Genomic DNA, 14,720 nt, shown 5'->3' with positions numbered 1-14,720 from the left:
GCTATTAAACTTGTAGCATTCGCCAATGTCGGCTATATTGCCCACGCAACCGACACCCGCCTTTCGCCACAGGAGCTTTCGCGCATGAGTCCCAAGGAAAACGCCGCCGTTCACCAGTTGTTCGACCTGCTCGAATCGCGCTACGCGATGCGCGTGCTCTGGGCATTGCGCGACGGCCACCGCCAGACCTTCCGGCTGCTGCAGGACAGCGTCGGCGGCATCACGCCGAACACGCTCAACACACGTTTGAAAGAGCTGCGCCAGGCCGGCCTGGTCGACCACGGCGGCGACGGCTACGGCGCAACCGACGCGGGCAAGGACCTGCTCAAGCGCCTGAGCGACCTGCACGCCTTCGCCGGCCGCTGGGTGCATACGCTGCCGCCCAAGGCGGGCTGATTCCCTGCGCCCGCCCGGCCCCGCGGCGCCCGTCGACCGCACGGCCGCCGCAGGCCCCTCACCCTTTCGTGCCCGTGGCAGGCCCTTCGCGGGTCTGCGCTGCTTCCCCCCCCATAACACCCATCCAAGGAGATCACCATGGCCATGACGACCACCGCATCCGGACTGCAATACGAAGACACCACGCCCGGCACCGGCGACGAAGCCAAGGCCGGCCAGAACGTCAGCGTGCACTACACCGGCTGGCTCTACAACGACGGCGTGCAGGGCGCCAAGTTCGATTCCAGCCGCGACCGCAACAGCCCGTTCGATTTCTCGCTCGGTTCCGGCATGGTCATCAAGGGCTGGGACGAAGGAGTGCAGGGTATGAAGATCGGCGGCCACCGCACCCTGGTGATCCCGGCCCACCTGGGCTACGGCGCCCGCGGCGCCGGCGGGGTGATTCCGCCGAACGCCACGCTGAAATTCGACGTCGAGCTGATCAAGATCGGCCGCTGAGCCGGGCCGGCGCCGGCATCCGCCGGACCGCCGGTACCGCCCCCCCCGACGAGGGGGCGGGGCCCGCCGCTCGCAGCGGGCACGCCCGAGGGAAAGCTCTAGCCCGCCAGCCGCTTCCAGGTCTCGATCACGCTGTCGGGATTCAGCGAGATCGAGGCGATGCCCTCGTCGGCCAGCCACTGCGCGAAATCCGGGTGGTCGCTCGGGCCCTGGCCGCAGATGCCGACGTACTTGCCGGCGGCCTTGCAGGCGTCGATCGCCTTCGACAGCATCGCCTGGACCGCCGGGTCGCGCTCGTCGAAGTCGGCGGCCAGCAGTTCCAGGCCCGAATCGCGGTCCAGGCCCAGGGTGAGCTGGGTCAGGTCGTTGGAGCCTATCGAGAAGCCGTCGAAGTACTCCAGGAAGCGCTCGGCCAGGATCGCGTTGCTCGGCACCTCGCACATCATGATGACCTTGAGCGCGGAGTCGGCCGTGCCGTCGCCGCCCTCGCCGCGGCGCAGGCCGTGCTCGGCCAGCAGCTGGGTGACCTTGCCGGCCTGGCCCAGCGTGCGCACGAAGGGCACCATCACCTGCACGTTGGTCAGGCCCATGTCGTTGCGCACCCGGCGCATCGCCTCGCATTCCATAGCGAAGGCCTCGCGGAACTCGGTGCTCACATAGCGCGCCGCGCCGCGGAAGCCCAGCATCGGGTTCTCTTCCTCCGGCTCGTAGCGGCTGCCGCCGATCAGCTTGCGGTACTCGTTGGACTTGAAGTCCGACAGGCGCACGATCACCGGCTTGGGCCAGAAGGCGGCGGCGATGGTCGCCACGCCCTCGGCCACCTTGTCGACGTAGAACGCCTTGGGGCTCGCATGGCCGCGGGCCACCGATTCGACCGCCTTCTTCAGGTCGGCATCGACATTGGGGTAGTCGAGGATCGCCTTCGGATGCACGCCGATGTTGTTGTTGATGATGAACTCCAGCCGCGCCAGGCCCACGCCGTCGTTGGGCAGCTGGCAGAAGTCGAAGGCCAATTGCGGGTTGCCGACGTTCATCATGATCTTGGTCTTGATCGCGGGCATCTCGCCGCGCTCGACCTCGGTCACCTCGGTCTCGATCAGACCGTCGTAGATCAGGCCGGTATCGCCCTCGGCGCAGCTCACCGTGACCAGCGTGCCGTTCTTCAGCAGCTCGGTCGCGTCGCCACAGCCGACCACCGCCGGAATGCCCAGCTCGCGCGCGATGATGGCCGCGTGGCAGGTGCGGCCGCCGCGGTTGGTGACGATGGCCGAGGCGCGCTTCATCACCGGCTCCCAGTTCGGGTCGGTCATGTCGGTGACCAGCACGTCGCCGGGCTGGACGGTGTCCATCTCGCTGATGTTGTAGACCAGCCGGACCGGGCCGGTGCCGATCTTCTGGCCGATGGCGCGGCCTTCGGCCAGCACGGTGCCGGTGCCCTTCAGTTTGTAGCGCTGCTCGGCCAAGCCCCGCTGCTGACTCTTCACCGTCTCGGGGCGGGCCTGCAGGATGTAGAGCAGGCCGTCGGTGCCGTCCTTGCCCCATTCGATGTCCATCGGACGGCCGTAGTGCTCCTCGATCACCAGGGCGTATTTCGCCAACAGTTCGACGTCGGCGTCGGTGAGCGAGTAGCGGTTGCGCTGCTCGGTCGGCACGTCGACGGTCTTCACCAGCTTGCCGCTGGCGGCCTTTTCTTGCGGCGTGGCGAAGGTCATCTGGATCAGCTTGCTGCCCAGGTTGCGGCGGATCACCGCCCGCTTGCCGGCCTGGAGCATCGGCTTGTGCACGTAGAACTCGTCGGGGTTCACCGCGCCCTGCACCACCGTCTCGCCCAGGCCGTAGCTGCTGGTGATGAAGACGACCTGGTCGAAGCCCGACTCGGTGTCGATGGTGAACATCACGCCCGCCGCGCCCAGGTCGGAGCGCACCATGCGCTGCACGCCTGCCGACAGCGCCACGATGTCGTGCGCGAAACCCTTGTGCACCCGGTAGCTGATCGCCCGGTCGTTGTAGAGGGAGGCGAACACCTCCCGCATCTTGTGCAGCACGTCGTCGATGCCGACCACGTTGAGGAAGGTCTCCTGCTGGCCGGCGAAGGAAGCGTCGGGCAAATCCTCCGCCGTGGCCGACGAGCGCACCGCGAACGACGCGGCCGGGTTGCCCGCCGACAGCGCGGCGAAAGACTCGCCGATGGCCGCCTGCAGGTCGGCCGGGAAGGGCTGGGCCTCGACCCAGCCGCGGATCTCGGCACCGGCGGCGGCCAGCGCCCGCACGTCCTCGGTGTCGAGCGCGGCCAGCTTGGCGCTGATCCGGTCGGCCAGGCCCTCGTGGGCCAGGAACTGGCGGAAGGCGTGCGCCGTGGTGGCGAAGCCGGTGGGCACCCGCACGCCCTCGGGCAGCTGGGAGATCATCTCGCCGAGGGAGGCGTTCTTGCCGCCGACCGACTCGACGTCGGTCATCCTCAGGTTCTCGAACGGTACGACCAGGGCGGTCGCCTCAAAGCGTGCTGACATGGGAAAGCTCCAGAAGTTGAAACCGGGGCGCCGCCGGGGGTGGGCGGGCGTGCACGCATGTCCGGGCACGGACTTTGGTCTTGTTCTGGTGGGTCGGAGAACATGCGTGAAAAATAGGCAGGATAGCCGGGCATTCTAGGCCGCGGGGCCCCGGTCATGCTTTGTTGCAAGGCCCCGGGCAAACCCGGCCGGGAGCGCCGTGCGGATCGTTCGGCACCCCGCGCGGCCGGCCTGCCCTTATTCTTGCGGCTGCGCCAGCCGCCCGGCCTTGGCCACCACCGCAGCACCACCAGCGCCCGCCATGCACACCCGCACCGTTTTCTTCATCTCCGACGGCACCGGCATCACCGCCGAAGCCTTCGGCATCGCGATCCTGTCGCAGTTCGAGTTCAAGCCACGGCATGTGCGGCTGCCCTTCATCGACACGGTCGACAAGGCCTTCCAGGTGGTGCGGCAGGTCAACCACGTGGCCGAGGTGGAGGGGCGCAAGCCGATCGTCTTCACCACCCTGGTCAACATGGAGGTGCTGCGGGTGGTGCAGGAGGGCTGCAAGGGCATGCTGCTCGACATGTTCGGCACCTTCGTGCAGCCGCTCGAGAAAGAGCTGGGCATCAAGTCGCTGCACCGGGTCGGCCGCTTCAGCGACGTGAGCAAGAGCAAGGAATACAACGACCGGATCGAGGCGATCAACTTCAGCCTGGCGCACGACGACGGCCAGAGCAACCGCGACCTGCAGGGCGCCGATGTGATCCTGGTCGGGGTGAGCCGCAGCGGCAAGACGCCCACCTCGCTCTACCTGGCGATGCAGTACGGATTGAAAGCCGCCAACTACCCGCTGATCCCCGAGGACTTCGACCGCCAGCAGCTGCCGCCGGCCCTGGTGCCGCACCGCCAGAAGATCTTCGGCCTGTCGATCTCGCCCGAGCGGCTGTCGGAGATCCGCAACGAGCGCCGGCCCGACTCCAAGTACGCCGCGCTCGCCAACTGCCGCCACGAGATCGCCGAGGCCGAGGCGATGATGCGGCGCAGCGGCATCCGCTGGCTCAGCACCACCACCAAGTCGATCGAGGAGATCGCCACCACCATCCTGCAGGAGCTGCGGCCCGAGCGGCTGGTGTACTGATCCGCGCAACCGGTCGTCCACGGGAAAAGAGCCCGACCCGGCATGCCCCGTGCCCGCGTCGGCCCACCCCGCCTGGCCGCGCATCTCCCGCACTTTCGATCCCGACCACCGCCCATGTCCGACACTCCTGCCACCTCCCCGTTGCCGCCGCGCACCCGCTTCAAGCTGCACCACAGGCTCACGCCGATCATGTTCGCTTTCTACATGGCGGCCATCATGGCGCTGCTGATGTGCTGCGTGATCGTGGCCGCCAACAGCGGCATCGACGCCACCTATCCGCTGCGGGTGCTGCGCGCCTATGCGGTGGCGATGCCGGCCGCCTTCTGCTGCGTACTGTTCGTGCGGCCCCTGGTGGTGCGGCTGGTGGCGGCGACGGTGCACTCCCGACCCTGATCTCCTCGGGCCAAGCCACGAAACGGCTGCACACCTAGAATCGCCGGCTGTCTTCCCACCGGCCCGCCGACCGACCATGCCCTCGCCCGCAACGCCCTCCCCCGCCCCGCGCCCGGTGCGCACCCAGTACGAGGATTTCGTGCGCCACGTGCTGGCCCACGGCGTGCAGAAGGGCGACCGCACCGGCACCGGCACCACCAGCGTCTTCGGCTACCAGATGCGCTTCGATCTGTCCGAAGGCTTTCCGCTGGTGACGACCAAGAAGGTGCACCTGCGCTCCATCATCCAGGAGCTGCTCTGGTTCCTGACCGGCAGCAGCAGCAACACCTGGCTGCAGGAGCGCGGCGTGACGATCTGGGACGAATGGGCGCGCGAGGACGGCGACCTGGGCCCGGTCTACGGCGTGCAGTGGCGCAGCTGGCCGACGCCCGACGGCGGCCACATCGACCAGATCGCGCAGGTGATCGACACGCTCAAGCGCAACCCCGATTCCCGCCGCATCGTCGTCAGCGCCTGGAACGTGGCCGACCTCGACAAGATGGCGCTGATGCCCTGCCATGCCTTCTTCCAGTTCTACGTGGCGCCGCCGCAGGCGCCCGGCGCGCGCGGCACGCTCAGCTGCCAGCTCTACCAGCGCAGCGCCGACATCTTCCTGGGCGTGCCCTTCAACATCGCCAGCTACGCGCTGCTGACCCACATGGTGGCGCAGCAGTGCGATCTGGACGTGGGCGATTTCGTCTGGACCGGCGGCGACTGCCATATCTACAGCAACCACCGGGAGCAGGTGGCGCTGCAGCTCGCGCGCGATCCCTTCCCGTACCCGGTGCTGCAGATCCAGCGCCGGCCCGATTCGATCTTCGACTACCGGTTCGAGGATTTCGCGGTGCTGGATTACCGGTGCCACCCCGCCATCAAGGCGCCGGTGGCGGTATGAAGCTGCACCTGGTCTACGCCCGTGCCGCCAACGGCGTGATCGGCAAGGACGGCACCCTGCCCTGGCACCTGCCGGAGGACCTGGCGCACTTCCGCGCGCTGACCCGCGGCCATCCGGTGATCATGGGCCGCCGCACCTGGGACTCTTTGCCGCCGCGCTTCCGACCGCTGCCGGACCGCACCAACATCGTGGTGACCCGGCAGAAAAATTGGAAAGAAACCGGCGCCCAGCCGGCGAACAGCCTGGACCATGCGCTATCGTTTTGCGAGCACATGCCGGAAGCCTGGATCATCGGCGGCGCCCAGCTCTACGCCCTGGCCCTGCCCCGCGCCGACCGGGTCGAGGTGACCGAGATCGGGCAGGATTTCGAAGGCGACGCGTGGGCGCCTGCGCTGGGTGCCGAGTGGCGGGAGACAGCGCGGGAGCCGCACACCACGGTGGGCGGCCTGCGCTTCGACTTCGTGCGCTACGAGCGCTGAGCCAGCCAGGCGCCGGTCGCCTGCACCGGCACGCTTGTTCCGAGGGGCGTGCCGGTGCGGCACGTCACCACCGCGTCATCGCCGGGCGGTCAGCCACTGCTGCGGCCGGAGCGCGGCCGACACCACACGGATCTCGCCGATCTGGCCGAAGAATCCGTCGGCGCGCCGTCCGTTGAAAGAACCACCGCCCACGACCCACGGCGCGCCGGCAGAGGTGGTGGCCAGGCCGGTCACCTTGCTGGCGTTGCGCAGCACCGGCGCGCCCTCTACATACATCGTCGTGTCGTGCGACACCGGGTCGTTGACGATTGCGATATGCACCCAGGTACCGGCGATGATTTCGCCCGACCAGTTGGTGCTGGGGGTGATCGCGTTCTGCGTCGGCACCACTTCCCACTGCACTTCGCGCAGTGAAGAGATGGCGAACAGCATCGGTGGCGCTTCCGGATCGCCGCCCACGAAGTTGGCCAGGCTTCCGCGCATGCCATCGCGGGTCATGATGTTCATCCAGCGGTGCGACGCGCGCATCCAGGCGGCATCGATCTTGACGAAAGCCTCGATGGTGTAGCCCGCCTCCAGCTTCTGCGCGTTGATCGGCGCCGTGGCGTCGGTCATGAAATAGCTCATGCGCGGCGCGTTCTTGTCGGTATTGAGGAAGCGCACCGAGCCGGGCGCGGCGGAGAGGCGGTGGCGGTCGGTGCTCCAGACGATGTCGTCCTGCGTGGCGCCCACGATGCCGAGCTGGTCGAGCGCATCGCGCCGCAGCGGGTTGGCACCCGTCACGTCGGCGATCGTGGTGCCGGTCGCAACCGCCTGCCCTGCGGTACCGCCGAAGAAGCGCCAGTGCGCAAGCGTGCCCGCGACCTTCGGATAGTCCTCGCTGTCGGCGGCGGCGCGCGGCGTGACGACGGTCGGCTCTTTGTAGTTGGCCAGCAGCATCGTGCGAGCTTGCGTGACCAGCGACGCTGCCACGGTGGCCGGCCCGACGGCGAAGGTCTTGTTGAAGCCGGAGAAACGCGCCGCGAAATCCATCGCGAAGGAGAAGTTCTCGTTGGGTGCGCTCAGCACCGCCTGGTCGAACTCGGTCAACGTGTCGGCCGGTTTCTGGACCACCCAGGGCGAGAACGACAGCACCTTGACCAGCTTGTTGGTCAGGTCGAATTCGTAGAGCCGCATCAGGCCGTTGCCGCCCTGGTAGGCCATCTGGTAGTCGACCACCATCTCCTCCACCGCGCGGCCGAAGTCGTTGGTCTTGGTCAGACGCGCTGCGCCGTGGTGGTGCCCGTTGAGGGTCATGAAAATCTGATCGTTGTCGCGGATCAGCCGCTCCCAGAGCATCTTGCCGTAGTCGGTTTCCAGTGGACTCACACCGTCGGTGGCGATGTTGAGCAGTTGGTGGTTCACCAAGATGACCGGCAGCGTCGGGTTGCGGGCGATGGCCTCGCGGGCCCAGGTGATCGCCGCCGGCGAAATGCGCCACGATAGCGACAGCACCATGAATTTCTGGCCCTGCGCCTCGAACACGTGGTACTCGTGGAAGCCGCTCGGGTCGCGGCCGCCGAAGGTCGACTGGCGCTGCGCCCGCGCGGTGCCGAACCACTGCAGGTAGGGCTCGTTGGCCAGGATACGGCCCGCGTCGGTACCGTTGACCGCGTCGATGGCGTAGTCGACATCGTTGAGTACGTCGTGGTTGCCGGCCAGCACGCTGTAGGGCCGCTTGGCCACTTCCAGCACCTGCATCGCGCCGTCGGCCACCTTCCACTGCTCGGGCTTGCCCACCTGATCGACCACATCGCCCAGATGGATCGTGAACTGGATGTTGAGCGCCCGGGCGTTGGCCGCGATCCACTGCGTCTGCGTCGCGAACGGCTCGCTGCCGAAGCGGCGCCCGTACTGGCTGTTCTCTGCCGAGGTGGCATAGCGCGAATAGAACTGGGTGTCGGGCAGCACCGCGACCGCGAAGCTGGAGATGGCCGTGCTGGCCGCCGGTTCCGGTGCCGGTGCAGGCTTGGCATTGGCCGACGGGTCGTCACCCCCGCCACCGCAGGCGGTCAACGCCGCTCCGGCTCCGAATCCAAAAAGCGTGGAGGCACCCAGCTTGAGCATGCTGCGGCGCGGTGCGAACGAAGCTGCAGAGGCGCGCGCCTCGGCTGCTGAATCGGGGGCGGGTACACGATCGGGAAGTGAGGGGGTAGAGGCCATGGAAAGCAGTCGGGGTTGGAAACCCGCGACGTTATGGACCTTGCATGACGAGCCATTGACATCCGCATGACAAAACAAAATCGCCTCCGAAAGGCCCATGAAGCGATGTGATGACGACAGCTTGAGCGCATTTATATGCGGATACAACTATTCATGCCCGGCCATATTTCACCAGAAGGCAGCCTGTTGGCGAGATACGGGTAGCGAACATGTACAGCGACCGGGCCCGATGCGTCCAAAGCGCCTTCAATCCAGCGGCGCCAGCAATCCTTCCAGATCCCCCATGCCGAACTTCACCGCCGCCTCCAGGTCCCGCCCCAGCACCCCGTCGGCCAGCAGCGCCTTGCGGGCCTGCAGCTCCAGCATCCGCTCTTCGATGCTGCCCTCGGCCACCAAGCGGTGGACGAAGACCGGCCGCTGCTGGCCGATGCGGTGCGCGCGGGCGGTGGCCTGGGCTTCGACGGCGGGGTTCCACCATGGGTCGAGGTGGATCACGGTGTCGGCCGCGGTCAGGTTCAGGCCGGTGCCGCCGGCCCTCAGGCTGGCGAGCAGGATCGGCACCGCGCCGGCCTGAAAGCGCTGCACCAGCGCCCCGCGGTCGGCCGGCGGCGTGCTGCCGGTGAGCAGCAGGCGCGGCAGGCCCAGCGGCTCCAGCGCCGCATCCACCAGCCGCAGCATGGTCGCGAACTGCGAGAAGACCAGCACCGTGCGGCCGGCCTCCACCATCGCTGTGAGCATCTCGCACAGCCGCTCCATCTTGGCCCGCTCGATGCCGGGCGGCGTGGCGGTGTCGCGCAGCAGATGCGGATCGCAGCACACCTGCCGCAGCTTGAGCAGGGCGTCCAGCACCGCGATCTGCGCGCCCTGGAAGCCGGTGCGCTGCAGCACCCGGCGCACCTGCTTGTCGGCCGCGACGCGCACGCTTTCGTACAGGTCGCGCTGCAGGCCCAGCAGCGGCACCCGCTCGACCACCTCGGTGACCGGCGGCAGCTCGGTCGCGACCGTGTCCTTGCGGCGGCGCAGGACGAAGGGCCGCACCCGGCGCGCCAGCAGCGCGGCCCGCGCGGTCTCGCCGCCCACCTCGATCGGCTTGCGCCAGACGCGCTGGAAGCCGCGCGCATCGCCCAGGAAGCCCGGCATCAGGAAATCGAACTGCGCCCACAGCTCGCCCAAATGATTCTCCAGCGGCGTGCCGATGAGACACAGCCGGTGGCGGGCCTGCAGCCGGCGCAGGGCGTGGGCCGCGCGGCTGGCGGCGTTCTTGGCGACCTGCGCCTCGTCCAGCACCAGCAGGTGCCAGGGCTGGGGCCGCAGCCGGTCGAGGTCGCGCCAGGCCAGCGGGTAGGTGGTGACGACCAGGTCGTGCGACGCCATCCGCGCGAAGCCCGCGTGCCGGTCGGCCCCCTGCAGCGCCAGCACCTTCAACTGCGGCGCCACGCGGGCCGCCTCGGCCTGCCAGTTGAAGACCAGCGAGGTGGGCACCACCACCAGCGAGGGCCGGTCGGCCCGGCCCTGCTGCCTTTCGGTCAGCAGGTGGGCCAGGGCCTGCGCCGTCTTGCCCAGGCCCATGTCGTCGGCCAGGATGCCGCCCAGGCCCTCGGCGCGCAGGTACTGCAGCCAGGCCAGGCCCTCGCGCTGGTAGGGCCGCAATGTCACGCCCAGGCCGGCCGGCACATCGACCGGCGCCGGCGGCCCGCTGCGGGCCAGGCGGGCGGCCAGTGCCTCCAGCCCCTCGGCGCCCTGCAAGGCCCACGCGCCTTGCGCGCCGGCGCGGTGCGCCTGGCTGGCGGCCAGGTGGATGCGCAGCGATTCGAGCCGCTCGGCATCCCACTGCGACAGCTTCAGCGGCCCGGCCGCGCGGCGCGGGTCGGTCAGCAAGTCGAGCATCGCGCCGACGATCGCCTTGAGCGGTGCCGCCTCGGCGTCGATGCGCCGGCCGCCCGGCGCGCGCAGCCGTACCTGCGCCGCATCGTCGATCGCGGCCAGCGCCGCGGCATCGCGCCAGCGGGCGTCGCGTTTCAGCAGGTCGGCCAGCAGCGGCGCCAGGTCGAGCATCTCGCCTTGCACCTCGATGCCCAGCGTCAGCAGCCAGGAGCCCTCGCGCCGCGGCAGCGCCAGCCCGCCCGCCGGCACCACAGGGGCCGGCCGGGTGCCGAGCGGTGCGACAAGCTCGCGGCCCTGCGGTTCGCCCGTCACCGGGTCGAGCAGCAGCCGCCAGGCATCGACCGGCACGCTCTGGTGCGCGAAGCCCGGCACCACCACCACCGACCAGCCCGCCGCCTGCAGCTCCGGCACCCGGTCGGCCCAGAAATCGCCGAAGTGCGCTTCCTGCGACAGCGTCCACAGCACCGGCGGCGCGTCGCCCAGCGCGGCCGTGGCGGCCTCGGGCGCGCGCCACTGCAGCGCATCGGCCGGCACCGGCAGCAGGTCCAGCGTTGCGAGCAGATCGCGGGCATCGGCCTCGCCGCTGCGGTCGCGGATCACGGGCGCGGCGTCGTGCGCCGCGTCGGCCCGCGGCGCCAGGACCGAGGGGGGCGCCGGCATCCACCACCGCAGCCCACCCGGGGCCGAATAGGTCCAGTCGACCTGCGCCACCGTGACCGGGTCGCCGCGCGGCGCGAGCGATTCGGACGGCGCCATGCCCAGCAGGCCGTCGCCGCGGCCGAGGGTACGCAGGGTCAGCCGGGGGCGGAAGGTGGCGGGGGATGGGGCGTGAGGAACGGCGGCGGCGGTGGGGGGCATGGGGGAATTGTGCGGCGACGGGGAGGCGGCCTGGGCGTCGGACAGGCCGCAGGCGCGTGCATGAAGTCCTTCGACCTCGACAACGAGCCACCGCCGAAGGCGACGCCCGCCGGGTAGCGAACTGTCTGCGCCGCTGCCAGCAGAATCTATAGGAAAAGCGTCTGCAGCCGGCGTAATACGCCGGCCATTAGCTATCAATTCAGTAGCAGAAGCATCCGCTCGGCCGAACCGGCCGCCAGCCACGACCGGGGCATCAACCCGCTCCCTGGCCCGCACCAGGTTTCAGCCTAGCGAAAACCCTGAACGGGGCGGTTCGGATGAACGCACATCAGTTCCGCACACCCCTGAAGATGGCCCACGAAGCGGTTCAGTCTCGATGGCTCCAACACAAGGAGACAGCCCATGCAGATATCAGGATTCGACCCACCGGTCGGCCGCTTTACGTCAGTGTCAAATTCGGAGATTCAGGAGAGCGCAGGACCAGGGGCCTCCGCCTCCCGACGCGCGAGCCCGGAGACCGCATGCGGTCGCGAGTCGAGACTTCTGCAGCGGCCGCCCCCCCTGCCCGGTCCGGAGGCCGCTCGCCCGGCCGTGCGCGCGCAGCAGCCGACGGAGGAGCGGGAAACCCTCCGCATGCACGCCGCGCGGCCGGCGGCTTCGATGAGCCCTGCCGAAGCGTCACTGGCGCGGCTCGGCGAGCAGCTGAGTGCGGACAATCAGCGCCCGGTGGAGCCCCGGCTGGCCGCGGACCTCGTCAACGCGTTCAGGCCGATGAAACTGCCTGGCGCCCGAGGCGATCCGGGGCGTGCGGCCACCCATGCGGACCTGTCGAACCGCATCGGCACGAAGGATGTGGCCCTTTGGTACCAGGCACAGGGATTGGGCGAGCACGACGTCTCCAAGCTGCGGCGTTCGGCGCTCTTGTCGGGCTTGCCGAATCCCACCGGCAGTTTCATGAACAACGCGATGCAGTACATCGCCTCGCCCTGGATCCTCTACGCGACCGGCATTCCCTGGGCAGGCGCGGGCTTCGGCTTTGCCACGGCGGCCATCGCCGCCCCCATGAATGCGGCCCAGCAATCGGCGGTGGTCACGCTGTGCGAGTCGATCCGCGAGCACGGCGGCTATGTCATCGTGCCGGACAAGCAACAGATCAACGACCGGCATTGGTTGCCGGATCTGGCTAAAAGCCTGGAAAACCATCTCCAGGAATTCGACGCTTGCTGCGCCCGGTTCCGCGAACTTCAGCACGCCGCCGAAGCGGTCCCCTCGGAAGAGGCGCAGACCCGCCTCGTCGCCGCTGCCGGCTCACTGCTCGAAGCCGAAGCGTGCCTTGTCCAGGCCCAGCAGAATTTCGTCATGACCCAGGGCGCGCACGATCGCCAGTGGAAGGGCAATCGCTGGCAGAGCATCCCGCGCACCTTGCGTTCGCCACTGGCGAGCACGCTGGGCTTGCTCGGCAAGACCGGCGCGATGGGCCCGGTCTCGCAAACAGCGCAGATCGCCGGTGCGTTGCTGATGACAGCCGCGCAGCATGTGGCGGCCGGCTTCGACGAACAGGCGAAACAGGACTGCAACAACCTGCTCAACCTGCTGTATGCCGACATCTTCACCGTGTCGGGCAAGCAGAAGTTCGCGCGCGGCGAACCGGTCGGGGAAGAAGACATCGATACCGGCAAACTGCGCCGACTGATTCAGTCCCCTACGCAAGCCCTGGTGAAACGCGTCACCGCCGAAGTGAAGTCGAGGGAGAAAACACTGGCGGCCGAACTGGCGGCACCCGCGCCGCCGAACGCTGCGGCGGATGCCGACGACGTAGATCTGGAACTCGGCCACGGCACCGGTTCCGCGAAGACCTTGAATCTTCTGCGCGAGGATTTCCGGGCCTTGCGCGAGGGCAGGCTGGACGCACTCGCCCCGGACGGCCTGGCCGCTTCCTTGCTGCTCGGGGCCGAGAATTCCGTACTGTCGGATCAACTGGCCCGCGATATTGCCAAGAAGTACACCTCGCGCGAATTCTCCGCACAGACCGCGCAGCGCATCGGCCAGATGTTCCACCTGGGAGTGCTGGGCAGCGCGACGTCTTCGGTGATGGGCAAGGCCACCTCGGCCGCGCAGGGAGGAGCGCGTGCGATACCGGTGCAGCAGACCGTCGGGATCGCGGCAATGTCGGGAGCGATGGCGGCGGTCGGCGCCCTGAATCAGCACACGGCCATCACGGTCAAGAACAACCGCCGCGAGGGCGAGACCGATATCGGATTGGGCCGGCAGATCATCCGCGGGGTCACGGGGGGTGCCATCGAAGCGATGGCCCAGCGCCGGGCCTCCCAGGCCAGCAAAGCCATCAACGTGGTGCTGGACGACAGTGAGAGCGCGCAACTTCTCCAGAACGCCAAGTCGCTGGCGCTGTCCGATGCCGCCTTATCGAGCAGGCAAGCGGCTCCCACGCTCACGCTGGCCGAGGCGGTCGCCGGCCTGCGTCCCGGAGTTTCATCTCACACGCAGTCACCGCACGTGGTGATCGAGATAAAAGACATTCCAAGACCGAAGCCCACCGCGCCTTGATGCACCATCGCACTCCTCATTCCTTTTGCCCCGAGAATCTTCGACATGCCGCGCGGACGATCAGCCAGCTACGACGAGCAACGCACCCTGATCCTGGAGCGGGCCGCGGCCCTCTTCGCGAGGCACGGTTATCCCTCGACCTCGATGAACCAGGTGGCGCAGGCCTGCGAACTCTCGAAGGCCACGCTCTACCACTACTACCGCGACAAATACACCCTGCTGGTGAGCATCGCCGACGGCCACGTGTCGCGGCTGGCCGCGCTGGTGGACGACGAGGCCACGCCGGCTCTGGGCAGCGAAGCGCGCCTGCGCCAGCTGATCCACCGCATCGTCGAGGAATATGCCAACGCCCGGAACGCGCACCGGGTACTGACCGAGGACGCGCGCTTCCTGGAACCCGAAGACCGCGAGCGGGTGCTGGGCAAGGAGCGCCGCGTGGTGGCCGCTTTTGCCGAGGCGGTGGCCCGGGTGCGGCCGGGTGCACCCAGCGCACCGCTCGCCAAGCCGCTCACGATGCTGCTGTTCGGCATGGTCAACTGGATGTTCACCTGGATGAAGCCCGACGGCGCCCTGAGCCATGCGGCGATGGGCCCGATCGTGGCCGACCTCTTCCTGGGCGGCATCGGGAAGGTGGAGTCGCCGCCGGCCGCCGTGCCGCACGCGCAACGGCCGACGCCCGACGCCTAGGGCGTGTTATGCACTTCGACGTGCCCGCCAAAGCCGGGGAGAGGCCCGGCGGCAAGGTGCAGGACGCGCCGCGGCATGGATACCGCAAGCGGACCGCGGTCCTTGCCCTCGCAGGCCTGTCGACCCGCCATCCGCTGTCCAAAAACCGATTCCCTGAGCGTCACGGAAAACACGCAGGACGCTCGGCACAC

General features: G+C 68.7%; 11 protein-coding genes. 8 read left to right on the top strand and 3 right to left on the bottom strand.

Annotated elements, in window-relative coordinates; all coding sequences use genetic code 11:
• Nucleotides 1–84 precede the first annotated feature (84 nt).
• A complete protein-coding gene (locus DFQ15_RS03415) occupies nucleotides 85–396 on the top strand; it encodes a winged helix-turn-helix transcriptional regulator (RefSeq protein ID WP_110464624.1) in 312 nt (103 codons plus the stop codon).
• Between the two features lie 138 nt (nucleotides 397–534).
• Nucleotides 535–894, top strand: a complete 360-nt coding sequence (locus DFQ15_RS03410; RefSeq protein ID WP_110464623.1) for an FKBP-type peptidyl-prolyl cis-trans isomerase — start codon at nucleotides 535–537, stop codon at nucleotides 892–894.
• Nucleotides 895–992: 98 nt separating this feature from the next.
• Here DFQ15_RS03410 and ppsA read toward each other — a convergent pair whose 3' ends face one another.
• The gene (gene ppsA, locus DFQ15_RS03405) at nucleotides 993–3,404 is read right to left on the bottom strand and encodes a phosphoenolpyruvate synthase (RefSeq protein WP_110464622.1); all 2,412 of its coding nucleotides are present in this window, start codon (nucleotides 3,402–3,404) and stop codon (nucleotides 993–995) included.
• Between the two features lie 301 nt (nucleotides 3,405–3,705).
• On the opposite strand from ppsA, the gene ppsR reads away from it, so the two are divergent.
• The 4 genes from ppsR to DFQ15_RS03385 all read left to right on the top strand — a co-directional run bounded on the left by ppsR (nucleotide 3,706) and on the right by DFQ15_RS03385 (nucleotide 6,333).
• Nucleotides 3,706–4,527, top strand: a complete 822-nt coding sequence (ppsR, locus tag DFQ15_RS03400; protein ID WP_110464621.1) for a posphoenolpyruvate synthetase regulatory kinase/phosphorylase PpsR — start codon at nucleotides 3,706–3,708, stop codon at nucleotides 4,525–4,527.
• A 114-nt stretch (nucleotides 4,528–4,641) separates the two neighbouring features.
• Nucleotides 4,642–4,920, top strand: a complete 279-nt coding sequence (locus DFQ15_RS03395) for a DUF2798 domain-containing protein (RefSeq protein WP_110464620.1) — start codon at nucleotides 4,642–4,644, stop codon at nucleotides 4,918–4,920.
• Nucleotides 4,921–4,996: 76 nt separating this feature from the next.
• Entirely contained in the window at nucleotides 4,997–5,854 is an 858-nt protein-coding gene (locus DFQ15_RS03390) for a thymidylate synthase (RefSeq protein WP_110464619.1), read from the top strand.
• Entirely contained in the window at nucleotides 5,851–6,333 is a 483-nt protein-coding gene (locus tag DFQ15_RS03385) for a dihydrofolate reductase (RefSeq protein WP_110464618.1), read from the top strand. The genes DFQ15_RS03390 and DFQ15_RS03385 overlap by 4 nt, the downstream gene beginning before the upstream one ends.
• Nucleotides 6,334–6,408: 75 nt before the next feature.
• On the opposite strand, the gene DFQ15_RS03380 is transcribed toward DFQ15_RS03385, so the two are convergent.
• Entirely contained in the window at nucleotides 6,409–8,535 is a 2,127-nt protein-coding gene (locus DFQ15_RS03380) for a LamG-like jellyroll fold domain-containing protein (RefSeq protein ID WP_110464617.1), read from the bottom strand.
• 246 nt (nucleotides 8,536–8,781) lie between these two features.
• Entirely contained in the window at nucleotides 8,782–11,277 is a 2,496-nt protein-coding gene (locus DFQ15_RS03375; protein ID WP_110464616.1) for a DEAD/DEAH box helicase, read from the bottom strand.
• 402 nt (nucleotides 11,278–11,679) lie between these two features.
• On the opposite strand from DFQ15_RS03375, the gene xopN reads away from it, so the two are divergent.
• Both xopN and DFQ15_RS03365 read left to right on the top strand, forming a co-directional pair.
• Nucleotides 11,680–13,842 carry a type III secretion system effector XopN gene (gene xopN, locus DFQ15_RS03370; RefSeq protein ID WP_110464615.1) on the top strand — a complete coding sequence of 721 codons (2,163 nt, stop codon included), beginning with the start codon at nucleotides 11,680–11,682 and terminating at the stop codon, nucleotides 13,840–13,842.
• Between the two features lie 45 nt (nucleotides 13,843–13,887).
• Complete coding sequence (locus DFQ15_RS03365) at nucleotides 13,888–14,529, top strand: TetR/AcrR family transcriptional regulator (RefSeq protein ID WP_110464614.1); 642 nt, start codon at nucleotides 13,888–13,890, stop codon at nucleotides 14,527–14,529.
• Nucleotides 14,530–14,720: the final 191 nt, after the last annotated feature.

The organism is Xylophilus ampelinus (genome assembly GCF_003217575.1).
GTDB lineage: Bacteria > Pseudomonadota > Gammaproteobacteria > Burkholderiales > Burkholderiaceae_C > Xylophilus > Xylophilus ampelinus.
Note: the sequence above shows the minus strand (reverse complement) of the source record. Positions and strands in the feature narration are given on the sequence as shown.

Bases quoted from the DNA above. Each gene is read 5' to 3' on its own strand.
- DFQ15_RS03415 (WP_110464624.1), top strand. From the start codon at position 85: ATGAGTCCCAAGGAAAACGCCGCCGTTCACCAGTTGTTCGACCTGCTC.
- DFQ15_RS03410 (WP_110464623.1), top strand. From the start codon at position 535: ATGGCCATGACGACCACCGCATCCGGACTGCAATACGAAGACACCACG.
- ppsA (WP_110464622.1), bottom strand. From the start codon at position 3,404: ATGTCAGCACGCTTTGAGGCGACCGCCCTGGTCGTACCGTTCGAGAAC.
- ppsR (WP_110464621.1), top strand. From the start codon at position 3,706: ATGCACACCCGCACCGTTTTCTTCATCTCCGACGGCACCGGCATCACC.
- DFQ15_RS03395 (WP_110464620.1), top strand. From the start codon at position 4,642: ATGTCCGACACTCCTGCCACCTCCCCGTTGCCGCCGCGCACCCGCTTC.
- DFQ15_RS03390 (WP_110464619.1), top strand. From the start codon at position 4,997: ATGCCCTCGCCCGCAACGCCCTCCCCCGCCCCGCGCCCGGTGCGCACC.
- DFQ15_RS03385 (WP_110464618.1), top strand. From the start codon at position 5,851: ATGAAGCTGCACCTGGTCTACGCCCGTGCCGCCAACGGCGTGATCGGC.
- DFQ15_RS03380 (WP_110464617.1), bottom strand. From the start codon at position 8,535: ATGGCCTCTACCCCCTCACTTCCCGATCGTGTACCCGCCCCCGATTCA.
- DFQ15_RS03375 (WP_110464616.1), bottom strand. From the start codon at position 11,277: ATGCCCCCCACCGCCGCCGCCGTTCCTCACGCCCCATCCCCCGCCACC.
- xopN (WP_110464615.1), top strand. From the start codon at position 11,680: ATGCAGATATCAGGATTCGACCCACCGGTCGGCCGCTTTACGTCAGTG.
- DFQ15_RS03365 (WP_110464614.1), top strand. From the start codon at position 13,888: ATGCCGCGCGGACGATCAGCCAGCTACGACGAGCAACGCACCCTGATC.